Origin of the sequence: Pseudarthrobacter sp. BRE9 (genome assembly GCF_031844305.1) — a bacterium.
In the GTDB taxonomy this organism is placed as follows: Bacteria; Actinomycetota; Actinomycetes; order Actinomycetales; family Micrococcaceae; genus Arthrobacter.
Genome location: NZ_JAUZUY010000007.1, coordinates 40628 through 59341, shown reverse-complemented (window position 1 = coordinate 59341; position 18714 = coordinate 40628). Strand labels below are relative to the sequence as shown.

At 65.6% G+C, this 18714-nt stretch carries 17 protein-coding genes; 7 read left to right on the top strand and 10 right to left on the bottom strand.

Annotated features, from left to right (window positions below; translation table 11 throughout):
* Position 1: 1 nt before the first annotated feature.
* The 7 genes from Q9R31_RS13740 to dinB all read right to left on the bottom strand — a co-directional run bounded on the left by Q9R31_RS13740 (position 2) and on the right by dinB (position 8111).
* Positions 2-1633, bottom strand: a complete 1632-nt coding sequence (locus Q9R31_RS13740) for a UDP-N-acetylmuramoyl-L-alanyl-D-glutamate--2,6-diaminopimelate ligase (protein WP_311263285.1) — start codon at positions 1631-1633, stop codon at positions 2-4.
* Between the two features lie 96 nt (positions 1634-1729).
* Positions 1730-3535 carry a penicillin-binding protein 2 gene (locus Q9R31_RS13735; protein WP_311263284.1) on the bottom strand — a complete coding sequence of 602 codons (1806 nt, stop codon included), beginning with the start codon at positions 3533-3535 and terminating at the stop codon, positions 1730-1732.
* Between the two features lie 48 nt (positions 3536-3583).
* Entirely contained in the window at positions 3584-4312 is a 729-nt protein-coding gene (locus Q9R31_RS13730; protein ID WP_311263283.1) for a hypothetical protein, read from the bottom strand.
* Positions 4309-5301 carry a 16S rRNA (cytosine(1402)-N(4))-methyltransferase RsmH gene (rsmH, locus tag Q9R31_RS13725; RefSeq protein WP_311263282.1) on the bottom strand — a complete coding sequence of 331 codons (993 nt, stop codon included), beginning with the start codon at positions 5299-5301 and terminating at the stop codon, positions 4309-4311. The genes Q9R31_RS13730 and rsmH overlap by 4 nt, the downstream gene beginning before the upstream one ends.
* A 167-nt stretch (positions 5302-5468) precedes the next feature.
* Positions 5469-5897: a division/cell wall cluster transcriptional repressor MraZ gene (gene mraZ, locus Q9R31_RS13720; protein ID WP_018763545.1), complete on the bottom strand. Its 429-nt coding sequence runs from the start codon at positions 5895-5897 to the stop codon at positions 5469-5471.
* A gap of 356 nt (positions 5898-6253) precedes the next feature.
* Positions 6254-6625: a DUF3040 domain-containing protein gene (locus Q9R31_RS13715; protein ID WP_311263280.1), complete on the bottom strand. Its 372-nt coding sequence runs from the start codon at positions 6623-6625 to the stop codon at positions 6254-6256.
* Between the two features lie 253 nt (positions 6626-6878).
* Positions 6879-8111: a DNA polymerase IV gene (gene dinB, locus Q9R31_RS13710; RefSeq protein ID WP_311263279.1), complete on the bottom strand. Its 1233-nt coding sequence runs from the start codon at positions 8109-8111 to the stop codon at positions 6879-6881.
* Between the two features lie 123 nt (positions 8112-8234).
* Between dinB and Q9R31_RS13705 the strand changes: the two genes are divergently transcribed.
* Both Q9R31_RS13705 and Q9R31_RS13700 read left to right on the top strand, forming a co-directional pair.
* Positions 8235-8759, top strand: coding sequence for a hypothetical protein (locus Q9R31_RS13705; protein ID WP_311263278.1), 525 nt, complete (start codon positions 8235-8237; stop codon positions 8757-8759).
* Positions 8756-9850 (top strand): polyprenyl synthetase family protein, encoded by a 1095-nt coding sequence (locus tag Q9R31_RS13700; RefSeq protein ID WP_311263277.1) that lies wholly within the window; start codon positions 8756-8758, stop codon positions 9848-9850. Before Q9R31_RS13705 ends, Q9R31_RS13700 begins: the two co-directional genes overlap by 4 nt.
* A 9-nt stretch (positions 9851-9859) precedes the next feature.
* On the opposite strand, the gene Q9R31_RS13695 is transcribed toward Q9R31_RS13700, so the two are convergent.
* A complete protein-coding gene (locus tag Q9R31_RS13695; protein ID WP_311263276.1) occupies positions 9860-10213 on the bottom strand; it encodes an Rv2175c family DNA-binding protein in 354 nt (117 codons plus the stop codon).
* Positions 10214-10462: 249 nt separating this feature from the next.
* Between Q9R31_RS13695 and Q9R31_RS13690 the strand changes: the two genes are divergently transcribed.
* Both Q9R31_RS13690 and pknB read left to right on the top strand, forming a co-directional pair.
* Entirely contained in the window at positions 10463-11854 is a 1392-nt protein-coding gene (locus Q9R31_RS13690; RefSeq protein WP_311263275.1) for a LysM peptidoglycan-binding domain-containing protein, read from the top strand.
* A 99-nt stretch (positions 11855-11953) separates the two neighbouring features.
* Positions 11954-14047, top strand: a complete 2094-nt coding sequence (pknB, locus tag Q9R31_RS13685; RefSeq protein ID WP_311263274.1) for a Stk1 family PASTA domain-containing Ser/Thr kinase — start codon at positions 11954-11956, stop codon at positions 14045-14047.
* 74 nt (positions 14048-14121) lie between these two features.
* Here the strand turns inward: pknB and Q9R31_RS13680 are convergent, their stop codons facing one another.
* Positions 14122-15513, bottom strand: coding sequence for a class II 3-deoxy-7-phosphoheptulonate synthase (locus tag Q9R31_RS13680; RefSeq protein ID WP_311263273.1), 1392 nt, complete (start codon positions 15511-15513; stop codon positions 14122-14124).
* A 98-nt stretch (positions 15514-15611) separates the two neighbouring features.
* On the bottom strand, positions 15612-16436 hold the full coding sequence (locus Q9R31_RS13675) for a lysophospholipid acyltransferase family protein (RefSeq protein ID WP_311263272.1): 825 nt from the start codon (positions 16434-16436) through the stop codon (positions 15612-15614).
* Between the two features lie 111 nt (positions 16437-16547).
* Here Q9R31_RS13675 and Q9R31_RS13670 point away from each other — a divergent pair, with 111 nt between their 5' ends.
* The 3 genes from Q9R31_RS13670 to Q9R31_RS13660 are packed head-to-tail and all read left to right on the top strand — an operon-like array spanning position 16548 to position 18695.
* On the top strand, positions 16548-17336 hold the full coding sequence (locus Q9R31_RS13670) for an alpha/beta fold hydrolase (RefSeq protein ID WP_311263271.1): 789 nt from the start codon (positions 16548-16550) through the stop codon (positions 17334-17336).
* A complete protein-coding gene (locus Q9R31_RS13665; protein WP_311263270.1) occupies positions 17333-18139 on the top strand; it encodes an alpha/beta fold hydrolase in 807 nt (268 codons plus the stop codon). The genes Q9R31_RS13670 and Q9R31_RS13665 overlap by 4 nt, the downstream gene beginning before the upstream one ends.
* Complete coding sequence (locus Q9R31_RS13660) at positions 18126-18695, top strand: hypothetical protein (protein WP_311263269.1); 570 nt, start codon at positions 18126-18128, stop codon at positions 18693-18695. The genes Q9R31_RS13665 and Q9R31_RS13660 overlap by 14 nt, the downstream gene beginning before the upstream one ends.
* The last annotated feature ends 19 nt before the right edge of the window (positions 18696-18714 follow it).

Sequence of the window (18714 nt, the reverse complement as noted above, 5' to 3'; positions counted from 1 at the left end):
TCTAGGACTCTATCCGGTCATCATGGAGAACGTTGAATCCCCTGGCTGTCAAGGCGTTGCGGAGTTCCACCCTGTCGTCCAGGGCGAGGTTCACGCCTTTCACTTCCTGCCAGACCTCGTGGCCGCGGCCTGCCACGAGGATGGTGTCGTGCGACCGTGCCAAACCTGCGGCGTGCCGGATGGCCTCGTCCCGCGGGAAGACCTCCAGCAGGTCGGCGCGCAGTGACTCCTTTTCCACGGCGTCCCGCGCGCCCGCCAGCACGTCGGCCCGGATCGCTGCTGCGTCCTCGTCGTGCGGGTCGTCGTCGGTGATGATCACGGTGTCGGCAAGCCGGGCGGCGATGGCTCCCATGGCCGGGCGCTTGCCCTGGTCCCGCTGTCCAGTGGCGCCGAAGACAACGATCAGGCGGGAGTCCGGTTCCGGGGAGCGGACTGCTTCCAGGGCCCGCGCCAGGGCGTCGGTGTTATGGGCGAAGTCCACCACGGCGGCGGGCTCCTCGGCGATCAGCTGCATTCGTCCCGGCACGGCCACGGTGAACGGGTCGGCGCTGTCCAGCGCGGCCTGCAGCTCAGACGCATCCACCCCGGACGTGAGGACCATGAGCGTGGCCAGTGCGGCATTGGCAACGTTGAAGCTGCCGGGCAAACCGGTGTGGATATTCAGGACGGCACCGGCGGGCCCTGTCAGCGTGAAGTCGGTACCGAGCCCGCGGGGCGAGGCAGCGCTGACGGTCCAGTCCGCCGAAGCCCCGCCGCTGGTGCTGAGCGTGGTGACCGGCACCTGCGTGTTGCCGGCCAGGCGGCGTCCCCACTCGTCGTCGACCGTCACGACGGCCGTGCGGGCGCGCCCGGGTGTGAAGAGCTCCGCTTTGGTGGCGAAGTAGCCATCCATGGTGTGGTGCAGGTCCAGGTGGTCCTGGGTGAGGTTGGTGAATCCGGCGACGTCGAAGAGGAGGCCGTCCACGCGCTGGTACGAGATGGCGTGGGAGGACACCTCCATGGCTGCGGCATTGAGCCCGCGTTCGCGCATGAGGGCTAGGAGTCCGTGGACTTCGGCCGATTCCGGCGTGGTGAGCAGGCTGGGGATCGGCTCCCCGCCGGCCAGGATTTCGATGGTGCCAATCAGGCCGGACTGCCGCCCCAGCGCGCGCAGCAGCGACGTGATGAAGTACGTGGTGGTGGTTTTACCGTTGGTCCCCGTGACGCCGAAAAGCTGCAGCGGACGGCCGTCGGCAGCCTGGCTCCGGTAGATCATCGCGGAGAGTGGTCCCACCTCGTTGCGCGGCTTGTCGACGACGAGCACGGGCACGGGGGTGTCCGCGGCCAGGGCAAGGAGGCGGGCGCCGGCGTCGTCCGTGAGGACGGCTGCGGCCCCGGCCCCAATGGCGTCCGTGGCGAAGTCAGCGCCGTGCCTGCTGGCCCCGGGCAGGGCCACATACAGGTCGCCGGGCTCCACTGTGCGCGAGTTGATTGAGATGCCAGTGATTTCCACGTCGGCGGCTGGAGCAGGAACGGCTACGCCAACGGCCTGCCCGACGGCGGCCAGCGGGACCGCCGCCACGGCTGCGGGCCGGAAGCGGGCCGGACTTTCGTCCCGGGCAGTGTCGCTGCCGGGCGTGGTGAACTCTGACAAGGGGATCTCCGATGGTGCTAGTGCGTGCCCGGCATGGTTCGCGCCGGGCACTGTGATGCGCTGGATGCTGCTGGTACTTCCGGCGTGGCGCAGCGGCTACTTGGCGTACTGCGGCATTCTGGCGGGCTCGCCGGTCGAAGGCTGGACATTGTAGGTCCGCAGCGTCTGGCTCATGACGGACCGGAACACCGGTCCGTTTGTGATGCCGTAGATGCTGCCCTTCGGCCGCTGGAGCACCACCTCCACAATAAACCGCGGATCATCCATCGGCGCCATTCCCACGATGGAGGCCGTGTACCCGCAGTAGCCGGACTTGCCGTCGTCGCAGGGTGATTCCGATGTGCCGGTTTTGGCTCCCACGCGGTAGCCGTCGATCCCTGCGTCCTTGATTTCGCCTTCGGTGACGGCACTTTCCAGGATGTCCTGGACCTGCTGGGCCGTGCCTTCGGAAACAATCTGCTGCGACGGCTGCGCGGGTACTTTCTCCTCGGCGCCGTCAGGGGAAATGTACGAATCGATCAGCCGCGGCTGCAGCATGACGCCGTTGTTGGCGATGCTCTGGTAGGCACGGACGGTCTGGAGAGTGGATTGGGAAACGCCCTGCCCGAACAGGACGGTGTACTGCTGGCGTCCGTCCCACTGGTCCGGCGGTGTAAGGATGCCCGAGGCGGTGGCGGGAAGCCCGACGTCCGGCGCCTCGCCGATGCCGAACTTCTTCAGCCAGTCGTACCGCTGCTCCTTGCTGAGCCGCTGGCCGGCCATGACCGTTCCGGTGTTCATGGAGTACCCGATGATGCCTGCCAGCGTCCGTTCCTCGGTGCCGTGGGTGAACGCATCACTGAAGGTCTGGCCGTCCACCGTGTAGGTGGGCGGAATGGTGAAGCGGTCCAGGGGGCTGGCCAGTCCTTCATCGATCACGGCTGCGGCCGTCATCATTTTTTCCACCGAGCCGGGCTCGTAGGCAGCCGTCACGGAGCGGACGCCACGATCCTTGGCTGCCACCAGCCCGGGGTTGTTGGGGTCCGGGGAGTTGGTGTCGGCCAGGGCAAGCAGGTTCCCGGTCTTGGCGTCCATCACGATGATGACGCCCCATTCGGCGCTGAGTTTGTCCGCCTGGCTCTGGATGGCCTGCTGGGCAAAGTACTGAAGATCCGAGTTGAGCGTGAGTTTGACGTCCTTGCCGTTTTGCGGCGGAGTCAGCTCGTCAAGGCCCACCGGGATGCGGAGCCCGTCAGCGCCGATCTCGAACAGGCGCTTGCCGTCCTTGCCCTTGAGCTGGTCGTCCTGCGTCTGCTCGATGCCGGCCTGCCCGGTGGTGCCGTCCTGGAGGAAGCCCACGACTCCCCCGGCCACGGCGCCGTTCGGGTAGACGCGCTTGCTGACGCCCTCGGCGACGATGCCGGGGACCTGGAGCTTCGAGATGCGGTCTTCGACGTCGGGCTTCACGTCCTTGGCCACAATGTAATAGGGCTGCTGCCCGGTCACCGCGTCACGGACGGCGTTCGTGTCCATGCCAAGCGCCGCGGCAAGTTCGGAGATCGCCCGGTCGCGGCTGACGTCCACCAGCTTGTCGTGCCCGTCAGCCTGGGGCTCGAGCCGCTTGTAAGTCTCCGTTTTCGTGTTGACGCGCTGGTCAACCACGATGTTGTAGCGGATCACGCTGTTGGCCAGGACGGTGCCGCGTGAGTCCAGGATGCTGCCGCGCTCGGCCGGGAGGATCGCCGAGGTCATCCGGCTGTTCAGTGCCGCCTCGGCCATGCCGCCGACGTCCAGCCCCTGGACCAGGAAGAGCTTCCCGCCCACCACGAGCAGGAGTGTGAGCATGACGCCCAGTCCCAGTCGCAAGCGCTTGGTGGCGTTGGGGGCCTTCCTTGTTCCTGCCTTGCCGGTCGTCTCCGCCACCGTGATATTCCTTGCTGCTCGACGCTGTTGCCTGTCCTGCCTGTTGGCCTACTGTCCGGGGACCTTCTGCTGGGGCGCGGGAACAGATCCACCGTGAAGCTCGGGGGCCGGTTTCGCCGCAGCGGCCGCAGCGGCGGCCTGGGCAGCGGCCGCCTGGGCAGCATCGGCGGAGGGAGCGGAGGCAGGAGCCTTGCCGGCGTCCGCCGTCGTTGACTTGTCCGCGGCTCCGCCCTTGGACTCGGCACCCTTGGACTCGGCACCCTTGGAATCTGGACCCTTGGATGCAGGCGGCACGATAAGCTGGCCGGCCACCGCCGGCGACGGGATCACGGCTCCTGCTGCTGCACCCTTGACCGCAGGGGTGGCTTTTCCTGTCACCGACAACGTGGACAGGTCTATCTGGCCCTTGACGGTGGATGCCACCATTCCCAGCTCCGTGGCCTTGGCTGCCAGGTTCTGGGGGGCCTCGAAGTTCTGCACCTGTTGGGTCAGGTCCTGGTTCGTCTTGGTCAATGTGCTCTGCTTGGCGCGCAGCTCCACCAGCTGGTACTGGGCGGTAGAGACCGAGATGTTCAGGACCAGCACTGCCATCAATGCCACGGCGAGCATGGCAAAGCACAGGACGACAAACGGCGCCCTCCGCTTCTGCGGCGCCGTGCGGACCACGGAAAGCGGGGTTCGGCCCTTCCGTCCCCCGGCGGGTTCAGCCGCGCGCCTGGTATCGGCCGCCGAACTGCCGGAGACAACGGGAAAGTTCTTGACGGCGGCGGTGCTCATGCAGCTCTCCTGGCTCTGATTCGTTCTGCCGCGCGAAGCCTGGCGGAGGCAGCGCGTGGATTTTCGGCGATTTCGACGGCGGTGGGCACCTCGGTGCCTTTGGTCAGGGTCTTGAGTTCGGGTTTGTGCTCTTCCAGCTCAACGGGGAAGCCAAGGGGAGCGGAAGACTTGGAGCGGGCCTGGAACACACCCTTGACGATCTTGTCCTCCAGCGAGTGGTAGGACATGACCACGATGCGGCCGCCGAGGGCCAGGGAAGCCACGGCGGCAGGCACGGCACGTTCCAGGACGTCGAGTTCCTCGTTGACCTCGATCCTCAGGGCCTGGAAGGTCCGTTTGGCAGGGTGTCCACCAGACTTCGCCGCGGAGGCGGGAACAACGGAACGAATGTGCTCCACCAGTTCTCCGGTGGTGGCGAATGGCTTGACGGCACGTGCCGCGACGATCCTGTTGGCGATCCGTCCGGCGAACTTTTCCTCGCCCCATTTGCGGATGATCCGGACGAGGTCCTCTTCGCTGTAGGTATTGACGACGTCCGCTGCAGTCTGGCCCCGGCTGGTGTCCATGCGCATGTCCAGCGGCGCATCAAACGAGTAGGCGAAGCCGCGCTCACGCTCGTCCAGCTGCAGGGAGGACACACCCAGGTCCATCAGGATCCCGTGCACTTCCGCCACGCCGAGGTCTTCCACGACGTCCTGGATCTCGTCGTACACCGCGTGGACCAGGTCGGTCCGGGCGGCGAACGGAGCCAGCCGCTGCCCAGCCAGGGACAGCGCTTCCTCGTCACGGTCAATGCCGATGAGGTGGAGGTCGGGGAACCGCTGGAGCATTGCCTCGGAATGACCGCCCATGCCCAGGGTTGTGTCGACCGCAATGGGGGTTTCGCCACGGAGCCTTGCTGCTTCGAATCCCGGTGCCAACAAATTAATGCACCGGTCGCGGAGGACCGGCACATGGCGTTCGGACGTGGGCTTGGGTTGATCGGTCATGCCTGGTCCTTTCCCGCCGTCGTTGTCACCTGCTGCTTCTGGGACCAGATCCCCATCCGCGCCTACCGTTCCGCCCGCCTGGCTCCGGGGAAGGTGAGCCAGGTTGGCAGCCGGTGGGCCGGCTGGAGATCTCATCCAAGAAGCCACCTGCCGCCCCGCTCCGGAATTCAGAGAATGCCCGGAATGGGATCGTCAGTTTCGGAGAAGGCTGTTTCCTTCTCCGCGAGGTATTCATTCCAAGCCTGGGCGTCCCAGATCTCGGCGCGGGTACCGGCGCCGATAACGGCAAGTTCCCTTCCGAGTCCTGCATACTCCCGGAGCGCCGGTGGAATGGTCACGCGCCCCTGCTTGTCAGGTACCTCGTCCGAGGCTCCAGAGAGAAATACGCGGATGTAGTCACGTGCCTGCTTGGAGGAGATTGGCGCCTCCCGCATCTGCTCGTGGACCCGTGCAAATTCCTTCTCGCTGAAGACGTAGATGCAACGTTCCTGGCCCCTTGTGAGCACCAGACCGCTGGCAAGTTCCTCCCGGAACTTGGCGGGGAGAATGATCCGTCCCTTTTCATCCAGACGCGGCGAGTGAGTGCCCAGAAACACTGGCCCACCGCCTGTCCGCTGTCAGGAACTGCACATCCCCTATGTTGCAACCACCCTCTTATGTCCTCCACATTACTCCACTTTCCACCACAGTCAACGCGTAACGCTCCCCTGGCCAGTCGACTAATGGGAAAAAGCCCTTGAAGTGGCGCGGTTTCCGGGCGGTGGTGGGAAGTGGAGGACTTTTCGCTTCGGGCAGCGTGGCCACGATGTCCGAGACCCGCCGGAACAGCGGCACACGCCTGGAATTGCCTTTAAACACGAAAAGACCCGCAGTAGCGGGTCTTTTCGTGCGGTCCCCCGTTGCCAGGGGAGCGAAATGGAGGGGCCGGGTACCCGGCGTGGGTCCTGACTGCTTAGGGTTCGCCTCTGCGGCGCTCGTCCCAGCGCTCTTCCAGGTTGCTCATGAACGAACTCCGTTGCTTGCCGGGCTTTCCCCCGCCGGCCTTGGAGCCGGCTGCGCCGCGGGAACTGCGCATGGTGGCGAAGTACACGCCGCCACCCATCACCACGAAGCCCAATACGCCGACGAATATGTTCTGGAGGGTGACACCAACCAGCAACAGGAAGACGCCGGCAAGTGCGCAAAGGACCCCAATAACCACGTGCCTCGTGGACCAGGAACGTCCCGGGTCCGAACCCATTGAGTTCGCGAACTTCGGGTCGTCCTCGTGAAGCTGCTTTTCAAGCTGCTCCAGCAGCTTCTGTTCGTGCTCCGACAGCGGCATCACGACCTCCTTTTGTAGGCCAACGTCCGGGCTGATCCCAGCCACTACTTCTACTTCCTTGAAACGCCTGCTGTTGCTGGAAAGTTCCCGCCTCGCCGACAGTGGCCAGAACAGGAATGCAGCATGCGTACGCGGGAGCGGGAGCATGTCCAAGAGGGTCCGGCAGTAAGTCCATTCACTCGAAAACTATGTATTTATAAGGATAGATTGTTGAGGGCTGATCTGAAAGACGGCAATGACTTTGGCGGACCCCTCAAACGGACCGCTGGGAACTGTCTCCGGGCCGGTTTTCCTGCTCCATCAGGCGCGCGGGCAGGACGGACTTGCTGCCGAATTTCCGCGTCACCTCGTCCAGCGCCTGCTCGGCTGCCCGCCAGTTCTCTTCCCTGCGGTCAATGCTCAGCTGGAGCGAGGTACGGGCCGCTTCCTCCAGCTGCTCGGCCCTGACCCCCACCAGCCGCACGGCCATGGCGCGGGTCCCGAGCGACTCCAGGAGCTGCAGTGCCACTGCGTAGACCAGCTGGGCGCTGTCCACCGGAGTCTGGACCGTCCGGCTGCGGGTGATGGTGGAAAAGTCGGCGAAGCGCAGCTTCAGCGCCACGGTCCGGGCCACCATTCCAGAGCTCCGCAGGCGGGTTGCGGTGCGGTGGGACAGCCGCAGCAGTTCCCGGCGAAGGAGGGCATCATCGGTGGTGTCCACTGCAAAGGTCTCTTCGGCGCCAATGCTCTTTTCCAGCCGCACCGGGGTAACGGGACGGGGATCGATCCCCCACGCGAGCTGGTGCACGTGCTCCCCTGTGGCACCGAGGACCTTCTTCAAGGAGGACACGGGGGTCGCCGCCACATCCGCCACAGTCCTGATTCCCATCTTCGCCAGCACTTCTCCGGTCTTGGCGCCGACGCCCCAGAGGGCACCTACCGGGAGGCTGTGAAGATAAGGCACGGTTTCGTCCGGGCCGATGAGCAGCAGACCGTCGGGCTTGCACCGGGTGGAGGCGATCTTCGCCACGAACTTGGTTTCTGCGATTCCCACCGATGCGGTGATGCCGAGCTCGGCTGCGACGCGCCGCCGGATGAGTTCGCCAATTCCCCTGGGCGGCCCAAGCCGCCGCAGCGCTCCCGTGACGTCCAGGAAGGCCTCGTCAACGCTGAGCGGCTCAACAAGTCCTGTGATGGATTCGAAAATGGCCATCAGTTGGCCGGACACCTCGTAGTACAGCTTGTGCCGCGGTTCAATGACTACCGCCTGCGGACACATGCGCATTGCCACAGCCATGGGCATAGCCGACTTAACCCCGAAGGCGCGGGCCTCATAGGACCCTGAGAGGACCACGGAACGTTCCCCCGGGAAGCCGACAATGACGGGCTTGCCGCGGAGTTCGGGGCGCGTCCGGAGCTCCACTGAAACAAAGAAAGCATCCATGTCCACGTGCATGATGCACGTGAGCCGGCGGCCAGGAAGGCGCGCGGCGGTTGGCTGGTTCATACCTGCGGGCCCCACGGACCCAATCCTATCGGTTCGGCAGGACTGCACCGTTTGTCAGGACAGTAGTGGAGGCTGGCTAAACTGGAGGCTGGTTCCGCCAACAACACCAGGAGGAAAGTCTCTGTGACGGCCATTGGAAACTTCAAGCCAGCTGGCCTGGCCGCACTTGCCGCCATTGGGGCACTGACCCTGGCGGCGTGCAGCCAGACCCCGTCCGGACAGGCAGAGACAGCCCCGTCGACTTCCATTGCCGCCACCCGGTCCACCCTGACAGCTTCCCCCAGCCCATCGGCGTCGCCCAACACTTCTGCAACCGTGGGAGCCGTGGTGGAGGGATTCCCCCAGCAACTCCTGCCACTGATGCCGGGGGCAACGGTGGTATCAAGCAGCTTTGACAAGGCCTCGGCGCCCGCAACGGCCGCACTCGTGGGGAGTGTCACGGCCCCCACGGCTTCCGTCATGGACTTCTATTCCAAGGCCTTGGAAGGCCAGGGTTTCAAGGCCGTGCCCGGGGACAAAGTGGGCGGGGTCGCGTCCAAGGATTTCGTCCGCGGTGACAACGAGACGGTCAACCTCTCCGTGGTGGAAGCCGCCGGCGTTTCCACCTTCACCATCGGTGCCAACGTGGCAGCTGAGTCAGCCAAGTGACGGCCGCGGAGCAGTTGAGACATGAACAGGCTGATTTTGTGGCAGGGGTTGCCGGTGAGCTGACCGGCTTCCTCACTGCGCGGCAGTCGGTGATGGCCGGCATTTCCCCGGATATTGAACCCATCATGGGATCGATCTCCAATTTGGTCACCGGCGGCAAGCGCCTCCGTGCCCTGATGTGCTATTGGGGGTGGCGGGGTGCCGGCGGGGAAGCCGGGGCCGGCCAGGTGGTCACCGCCGGTGCTGCGCTCGAGCTGTTCCAGGCGGCCGCGCTGATCCACGATGACATCATCGACCGTTCGGACACCCGGCGCGGCGGCCCCAGCGTGCACCGCCGTTTCAGCCAGCTGCACACCTCCCAGGGTTGGGCGCTGGACAGCGAACGGTTTGGCCAGGCGGCAGCGATCCTTGCGGGCGACCTTTGCCTGTCCTTCAGCGAGGAAGCGTTCACCGATATCGGCGAGCGGGCCGCATCGGGAAGCAGGGCCAGGCTGATCTTCAACCTGATGCGTGCCGAGGTCATGGCCGGACAGTACCTGGACATCCTGGAAGAAGTGGCGGGCCCGGTCCGGGACCGCGCCGGCGCCGTTGGCAGGGCGCAATCAATCATCCGGTTCAAGAGTGCCAAGTACTCCACCGAGCACCCCCTTGCATTAGGTGGAGCCCTGGCCGGAGCGTCCAACGACCTGCTCCGCGGCTATTCCGCGTTCGCCCTGCCGCTCGGCGAAGCCTTCCAGCTCCGCGACGACGTCCTGGGCGTGTTTGGAGACCCGCTCACCACCGGCAAGCCGGCCGGCGATGATCTGCGCGAAGGGAAGCGGACCGTCCTGGTGGCCCTAGCCCTGGACCAGGCTTCGCCGGACGAGTCAGCATTCATCGATGCCAGCCTGGGCAGGCCCGACCTTTCCGAATCGGACATCATCGACATTCGGCGGATTATCGAGGATTCCGGTGCGCTGCAGGCCACCGAAGTCCTTATTACCGAATTCGGCGCGGCAGCATTCGAAGCCCTTGACGGGCTTGAGTTGGAAGAGTTGCCCAAAACCGCCTTGCGGAGGCTGGCTGAAGCGACTGTCAGCCGAGCCTCCTGACAGCGGCACCTACCAGGCCAGCGTCTGGGCCCTGCGCCTGATTTCGGTCTTTCGGCCTTCGCGCAGGGCATCAATAGGACGGCCGCGCAGTGACTCGTCGGCGGTGAAAAGCCACCCAATAAGGTCTTCGTCCGAATAGCCGGCATCTGCCAGCACGACGATGGTCCCCTTAAGGCTGTCCACTATCTGGCCGTCCTGGATGAATTCCGCCGGAACCGACCGGATCTTCCGTTCGCCAACGCGCAATGCCGCGAGGGCGTGTTCGTCGATCAGGCTGTGGACCTTGGTCACGGAAACATCCAATAAACGGGCGACGTCGGGCAGGGGTAACCACTCGCCTACCAGGTTTTCTACGTTATTCACGGATCAAGGTTGCCACGCTGCCCACCGCGACGCCTAGTCGGGGCCATCCATTCCGGCCTCGGCCTGCGGACACTCCGATAAACAGGGCATTACCCGGAATCCCAAAATTCTTGTGCTAATCGCAAATTCGTGAGAGATTCACATTCATCACTGTTGTAACACTAATAACTTAAGTCACAGTAGTATCAAGATTGACAGCGGCACCCCCGTCCGCGTCCGCACCCGCAGTTGAGAAGAGGATTCCTTCCGATGACGATGTCCCGCTCGCCCAAGCAGCCCCCCAAGCCGAGCCTGCCGATGATTGCCGCCACCACTGCGGCGCTGCCAGCGGTCGTATTGTCATCCTTGGCCCTGGCCCAGCCGGCCACGGCACAGCAGCCAGCGCGGAACATCCCCAGCAGCCTGGCTGCAGCAATGAAAGCCCAGGCTGCCGCGAAGGCGGCCGGAACGGTCATCCCCGCTGCTGTTGTCTCCACCACCATCCCGGCGGCCTTCCAGCCTGCTCAACCGGCGGCACCTGCCGAGTACACGATTGTCCGCGGCGACACCGTCAGTGCGATTGCGGCCCGTTTCGGCTTGGACACCGGGGAAATCCTCAAGCTGAACAACCTGCAGGCCAACACGATCATTTACCCCGGGAAGAAACTCAAGCTGTCCGGCCCGGCCGAACCGGCTGCACCCGCGGCCGCTCCTGCACCGGCGGCTGCCCCTGCAGCTCCATCCCCTGCGGGTGGGGCCACCTACACGGTGAAGCCGGGCGACACCCTGGGTGCCATCGCAGCAAAGCACAACGTGGCCCTCTCCGACGTCTTAGCCTGGAACAACCTCTCCATGCGCTCCATCATCTACCCGGGGCAGAAGATCAAAGTCGGTGGCGGCGACACCGCCCCTGCCCCGGCGGCGCCCGCCCCGGCCGCTCCGGCACCTGCGCTGGCAACAACCTCAGCACCGGCAGCGGGCTCCTACACCATCAAAGCCGGAGACACACTCTCGGCGATTGCATCCCGGCACGGGGTGAAGCTCGCAGACCTGCTCTCCGCGAACAAGCTGGGCATGACCAGCATCATCTACCCCGGCAGCAAATTGACTATCCCCGGCGGCTCCGGCCAGCCGGCTCCGCAGCCGGCTGCGGCACCGCAGCCTGCCGCCGCTCCCTTGGTGCCCAGTTCCTTCCTGGGTTTCAGCTACCCGGCCGCCGTGGTCAGCTCCGCCAATGAAAACAAGGCGCTGCTGAATGCCTCGCCCGTTCCCTCCCGGGACGAAATGAAGAACATCGTTGCCGACACAGCGCGGCGGATGGGCGTGGACCCTTCCCTGGCCCTTGCCTTCGCCTTCCAGGAATCGGGTTTCAACCAGCGGGCCGTGTCACCGGCCAATGCCATCGGCACCATGCAGGTCATTCCCAGTTCCGGGCAATGGGCCTCGGACCTGGTGGGACGGAAGCTGAACCTGCTGGACCCGTACGACAATGCCACTGCCGGCGTGGCCATCATCCGGCAGTTGCTGGCTACCAGCAAGGACCAGGACACCGCCATCGCGGGCTACTACCAGGGCCAATACTCGGTGAGCAAGTACGGCATGTACGACGACACCAAGGCGTACCTCGCTGCCATCAAGGCGCACCAGAAAAACTTCAGCTGAACCGGCCACAGGCCAGTTCCTGAGTGCGGGTCCGAACCGTTACCGGTTCGGACCCGTTTTCGTGTCGGATGCGTTTTGCTGCGGGATTAGGATCGTAAGGTGCAGGAACACGTCTCAGACCCAGTTGCAGGGACCCTGGTGGACAACCGCTATGCAGTCACCTCCAGGCTTGCCCGTGGCGGAATGTCCACTGTCTACCTGGCCGTGGACCAAAGGCTGGACCGTGAGGTGGCACTGAAGGTGCTGCACCCCCACCTCGCTGCTGACGAAAACTTCCTGGACAGGCTGGGCCGGGAGGCGAAGGCGGCCGCCCGGCTGTCGCATCCGCACGTGGTGGGCGTCCTGGATCAGGGCAACGACGGCACCACGGCCTACCTCGTCATGGAATACATCAAAGGCCACACGCTGAGGGACGTCCTCAGGGACCGGGGCGCCCTGCCACCCCGGCTGGCACTGGCACTGATCGATCCGGTGGTGGAGGGACTGGGCGCGGCGCACGCCGCCGGTTTCATCCACCGTGACGTGAAACCGGAGAATGTGCTGATCGCCGATGACGGCAGGATCAAGATTGGTGACTTCGGGCTGGCCCGCGCCGTCACCAGCTCAACCAGCACCGGGGCACTGATCGGAACCGTGGCCTACATCTCGCCGGAACTGGTGCTGGGCAAGCCGGCGGACGCGCGCAGTGACGTCTATTCCGTGGGCATCATGCTGTACGAGATGCTGACCGGCAGGCAGCCGTTTGAGGGTGAAGTCCCTATCCAGGTGGCCTACCAGCATGTCAACGGAACGGTGGGCCCTCCATCGGCCCTGGTTCCGGGGCTCGCCGGGGAAGTGGACGAACTGGTGCAGTGGTGTACTGCCAATGATCCGGAGAACCGGCCGGTGGACGGCAATGCGCTGCTGCAGGAACTGCGCCACATCCGGACCAACCTCACTGATGCCGAACTGGACCTGCAGCCTCCTGCCGCCGCTGCCGCCACTTCCCAGCACCAGACGGAGGTCCTTGCCCGCCGCAGCAACCCCACAACGCTGATGCCTCCCTCCCGTCCCGCCGCGCCTGCCTACCCGCCGGGACGGCAGCCGGGGGCACTGGCCGGGCCGGTAGAGGCCGGGCCGGCCGCCGAGGTGGACTACCAGCGGCGTCCCGGGCTGGCACTGCCCGACGACGACGATGCTGACAGCGGATGGTCTCCCCCGCCGCCCCGGCTGGGCAAGCGGGCCCAACGCCGGGCGGACAAGGAAGACGAGAAACTCCGCGCACTGGCCGCCGCTACGCCCGTGCGCTCCCTGCGCGAGGGGAATCCCCGCCGCCGCGGCATCCTGTGGGTCCTGGTCCTCATCATCGCCGCACTCCTGGCCACGGGTGCCGGATGGTTCTTCGGAATGGGACCGGGGGCTGCCGCCGCCATACCGGCCGTCGCCAACAAGACGGTGGCCCAGGCCCAGCAGTTGCTGGGCGGGGTGGGCTTCCGGTCCACCACGAGCGACGTCTTCGACGACCAGGTGCCTACAGGACTGGTGGTAGGCACGGAGCCCGCCGCAGGGACGGAAATCCGGAAGTTCCAGCCCGTCTCCCTGCTGGTTTCAAAAGGCCCCCAGCTCTTTCCTTTGCCCAAACTCACCGGCGGAACCCTGGCGGAGGCGAAGAACTCCCTCAATGCCGACCAAATGGCATTAGGCACTGTCACTGAACAATTCGACGACAAGACAGCAGCCGGCACCGTCCTGTCGCAGGACCCTGCTGCCGGCACCCCAGCCCGGCACGGTACACCCGTAGCGATTGTTGTTTCCAAGGGCCCGCAGCCCATCCCCGTCCCCTCGGTGGTTGGGAAGTCAGCCGATGACGCCGTGGCCGCGGTCAAGGCAGCAGGCCTCACGGCCGAAGTCGCCCCGGAGAAAGTATTCGACCGGAAGATCCCGGCGGGCGCCGTCGTCAGCCAGTCCCCTGCCAACGGGACACTGACCCGTGGCGGCACTGTCACCCTGACCGTTTCCAAGGGCCCCAAAATGGTGGCGGTGCCAAGCTACATCGGCAAGCAGGCAGCCGAAGCCCGCAAGGCGCTGGAGGCCCTGGGTTTCCAAGTCAACGTGAACAACATCCTGGGCGGCTTTTTCGGCACGGTCCGTGACCAGTCGCCGGTGAACAGGGAAGTTCCGGAGGGCTCGGTCATCACCATCACCGTGGTGTAGCCACGGCATGCAGGGAAAGGGTGGGCCGGCGCCGCCGGCCCACCCTTTCCCTGGTGGTGTATTTGGGTAAGTCCCTAGTGCTTGGCGAGGGCGCCGGCCACCAGGAACGCCATCTCAAGGGACTGCATGTGGTTCAGGCGGGGATCGCAGACTGACTCGTAGCGGTCCAGGAAGGCCTCCTGGTCGATCGGGTCCGCGCCGCCGAGGCACTCGGCAACGTCGTCGCCGGTCATCTCGACGTGCAGGCCGCCCGGCACCGTCCCCAGCCCGTGGTGCACCTCGAAGAAGCCGCGCACCTCGTCAATGACGTCGTCGAAATTACGCGTCTTGTAGCCGTTGGGAGACGTGACGGTGTTGCCGTGCATGGGGTCCGTGACCCAGAGGACCTGGGCGCCGGAAGCGGTGACCTTTTCGACGACGGCGGGGAGCTTTTCGCGGATGTTGGCGGCGCCCATGCGGGTGATGAAAGTGAGCCGGCCGGGTTCGCGCTCCGGGTCCAGCTTGTCGATGAGGCGGAGGGCGTCATCACCGGTGGTGGACGGCCCGAGCTTGACGCCGATGGGGTTGCGCACCCGTGAAAGGAAGTCGACGTGGGCGTGGTCCAGCTCCCGGGTGCGCTCCCCGATCCAGAGGAAGTGCGCCGAGGTGTCGTACGGGAAGCCGGTGCGGGAGTCGATGCGGGTCAGGGCGCGTTCGTAATCAAGCAGCAGCGCCTCGTGGCTTGCGAAGAACTCCACCCGCTTGAGTGCTTCGAAATCGGCCCCGCAGGACGCCATGAACTTGATGGCCCGGTCGATGTCCCGGGCCAGCGACTCGTAACGGGCATGGGCCGGATTCTCAGTGAAGCCCTTGTTCCACTGGTGCACCGAGCGCAGGTCCGCGAAGCCGCCCTGCGTGAAGGCCCGGATCAGGTTCAGCGTGGACGCCGAGGTGTGGTAGGCACGCAGCATCCTGGACGCGTCGTGACCGCGCGACTCGGGGGTGAAGTCGTAGCCGTTGACGATGTCGCCGCGGTAGGCAGGCAGGGTGACCCCGTCACGGGTTTCGTCGTTGGAGGAACGGGGCTTGGCGAACTGGCCCGCCATCCTGCCCATCTTGATCACGGGCATCGCTGCGCCGTAGGTGAGCACCACCGCCATCTGGAGGATGGTCTTGACGCGGGCGCTGATCTTGTCAGCCGTGGCGGCCTCGAAGGTTTCGGCGCAGTCGCCGCCCTGCAGCAGGAACGCCTTGCCCTGGGCGGCAGCAGCGAGGCGCTCACGCAGGACGTCCACTTCGCCGGCGAACACCAGCGGCGGGAGGACGGACAGTTCCTTCACCGAAGCCTCAAAAACATCCCGGTCCTGCCAACTGGGCTGCTGGGAGATGGGAAGGTCCCGCCAGTCGTCCAGTCCGGGATAGTTGGCGGCTCCGCTCTGGGCGGTGCTGGACAGCGAAAAGGCGGGTTTTGCAGATAGCTCAGTCACCCTCTAAGACTAACGTGAGGGCGGGGCCGCCGGGCACCGGGCCGTCACGCTGCCTGCTCCCTCCGTCACAACCGTGGTGCGTCCCGCCGAAGGTTGCGCTACCCTGCCGCTGATGTGCCGGCGTCGTCCTCCACACCGGGGTCCCCGGCGGCCGGGCTGCGGGAACCGGCGTCCTGGACGAATTTGCCCTCGGCAGCCACGGGAGCGGCGAGTGGCTCGGCTGCGGCGACTGATTCGCCGGGCTTGCCGGCGAGCCGCAGCTTCACCACCGCGGCATATTCATCCACGTATTCCTGCCCGGACAGCTTCAACAGGTTGGACATGATCTCATCCGTGACCTTGCGCTGGACTGTCCTGTCCTCCGCCTGCTCCCGGTATTGGCTGAAGTCCAGCGGTTCGCCGAAGATCATTCCTATCCTCCGGATGTTTGGCAGCCGCTTGCCGATGGGCTGGACCTTGTCAGTGCCGATCATGGCTACCGGAATCACTGGGACGCCGGCCTGCAGGGCCAGCCTGGCCACACCCACCTTGCCGCGGTACAACCGCCCGTCGGGGCTGCGTGTGCCCTCCGGGTAAATGCCCAGCAGGCCGCCTCCGCTGAGTACTTCCATGCCGGCGTTCAAAGATGCGGCGGAGGCAGCGCCTCCGGACCGGTCCATGGGCAACTGGTTGGTGAGGCGGAAGAACGCAGCCGTAAGCCTGCCCTTGATTCCCGTGCCCGTGAAGTATTCCGATTTGGCCAGGAAGACCACGGGCCGCCGCACCATGAGCGGCATGAAGATGGAATCGGAAAATGACAGGTGGTTGGAGGCGATGATGGCGGCCCCCTGCGCCGGAATATTGTCCAGGCCCTTGACCCAGGGCCGGAACAGCAGCTTGATCACCGGACCGAGGAAGATCCTTTTCATGACCCAATAGAACACGTGGTGAACCTCTCCGGAAGGCAGCCCCCTGGCCCTGCATCGGGCCTGGCCAGCGATTCAATGCAACCCTACTCTAGTGAGATTTGGCTGGAACAGTGACACGATGGAGTCATGACTGAAAGCAGCATCCCGTCCCGTCCGGCCGCTTTCAGCTATCCAGGCCACGGCGCCAATGCCGGCATTGGAGTGGCCATCTGCCACGGATTCACAGGCAGCCCGTTGAGCATCCTGCCGTGGGCGCAGCACCTGGCGGAGCTGGGGTATGCGGTGTCCGTACCCCTGCTGCCCGGGCACGGCACGGACTGGCGCCAGCTTGCACGGACAGGGTGGAAGGACTGGTACCGCAGCTACGAGGAGTCATTCCTCGAGCTGGCAGGGCGGACCGACGCCTGTTTCACCGCGGGACTGTCGATGGGCGGCGCCATCGCGCTGCTCGCCGCGTCCCGCCACCCCGTCGCAGGGGTCAGCGTGGTCAACCCCGGCCTGAGCTTTTATGACCGGCGCGTGCGGATCATCGGCCTCCTTAAATACTTCCAGCGGACCACCATCCCCATCCAGGAGGACCAGACCGGGGCACCAGCCACGGACGACGGCGACTATTCACTGACTCCGCTGGCTGCCGTGCATGAGCTCAAGAAACTCTTCGGGGCAGCGGTGCGGGGGCTGCCCCGCGTGGACGCCCCCGTCCAGGTCTTCAAGTCGCGCACCGACGCCGTTGTTCCGCCGACGTCGCTGGCACTGCTGCGCAAAGGGCTGGGCCGGAACCTCGTGGAGGTGACCGGCCTTGCCAGCAGCGGGCATGTGGCTACTCTGGACGTTGACGCGCCCAAAATCTTCACCAGCTCGGCAGATTTCTTCGCCGCCCACGCCCGCCGCACCAGCACTTTGGAGACGACATGACGTCCGTTCCGGACCACAGCCCCTTCAGCAGCGCCTTCAGCGGCGAAGGGCCACGTGCGGGCGTCGTCCTTTCCCACGGCTTCACGGGAAGCCCCCATGGGCTGCGTGCCTGGGCCAGGGCATTTGCCGCGGCTGGTTTTGCCGTCCGGATGCCACTGCTGCCGGGCCATGGGACCCGGTGGCAGGACCTCGCGCGGACACGCTGGCAGCAATGGCACGGCTCCCTGGATGACGCCTTCCTGGAACTGGATGCCGAGTGCGACCAGGTCTTCGCGGCGGGCCTGAGCATGGGCGGGGCCCTGGCCCTGCGCATCGCCGCCACCCGCCCGGTCGCCGGAGTGCTTCTGGTAAACCCCGCCCTGGTGATTGACGATCCCCGGGCGTCCCTGGCCGGACTCCTCAAGCTGGTGTTGAAGAGCACACCCTCAATTGGCAATGACATCCTCAAGGCAGGGGTGGACGAGGGCGCCTATGCCCGCACCCCCGTGGCCGCGGCGCATGAGCTCAACAAGATGTTCAAGGACACGGTCCGGCTCCTCCCCCGGGTCACGGCACCTGTCCAGGTGTACCGTTCCGACGTGGACCATGTGGTGTCTGACGCGAGCATGGAGGTTCTTCGGCGCTGGCTGGCACACGCTCCCCTGGAAGTGGTGCGGCTTGAGAACAGCTACCACGTCGCCACCCTGGATAACGACGCCGACCGCATTTTCGAGGGGTCGGTGGACTTTATCCGGCGGGTGCTGGAGTCCGGCCCGGAGAATCCGGCGGAACCGGGACAGGAGGTCCGCAGTGAACAGGCCTGACTCCGGCCAGCCGGACCAGGGTGCCAACCAGGACGACGCCGTGTGGCTGGACCTGGTGGCACGGCTCGAATCGGATACTGTGGCCATTCGCCCCGATTCCCCGGTAACCGGAGAGCAGTTGCCCATCGGGACGGCACCCGCTGCGCCGGAAACGCCGGTGCCGCCCTCCTTCCGCGACTTCGATCCCCTGGGCCTGGCGGGGACGCCGCCCGCCGAACTGTCGGCAGCGCAGCGCCAGGCGGCGGGAGACGGGCCGAACGCCCACACGGCAGACGAATCTCCGGAGGGACCGCGGGACTATGCGGTGGACGACGACGGCGAGGAGTTCGTGCCGGAGGAGCCGCCGAGCCTGGCCGGCACGGATCCCCTGACTATGCTGGCGTGGCTCGGGGCCGTAGGCGGACCCGTGGCCCTGCTGCTGTCGGCGATGTTCTGGCGCACCGCGCCCCTGCTGGCCCTCGTCGGCATTGTTGCCGCGTTCGTGCTGGGGACGGTGTACCTGATCATGAAGCTGCCCGACGAGAAGAACGGGGACGACGACGGCGCACGGGTCTAGCGTCTTTCCCGCCGTCCCG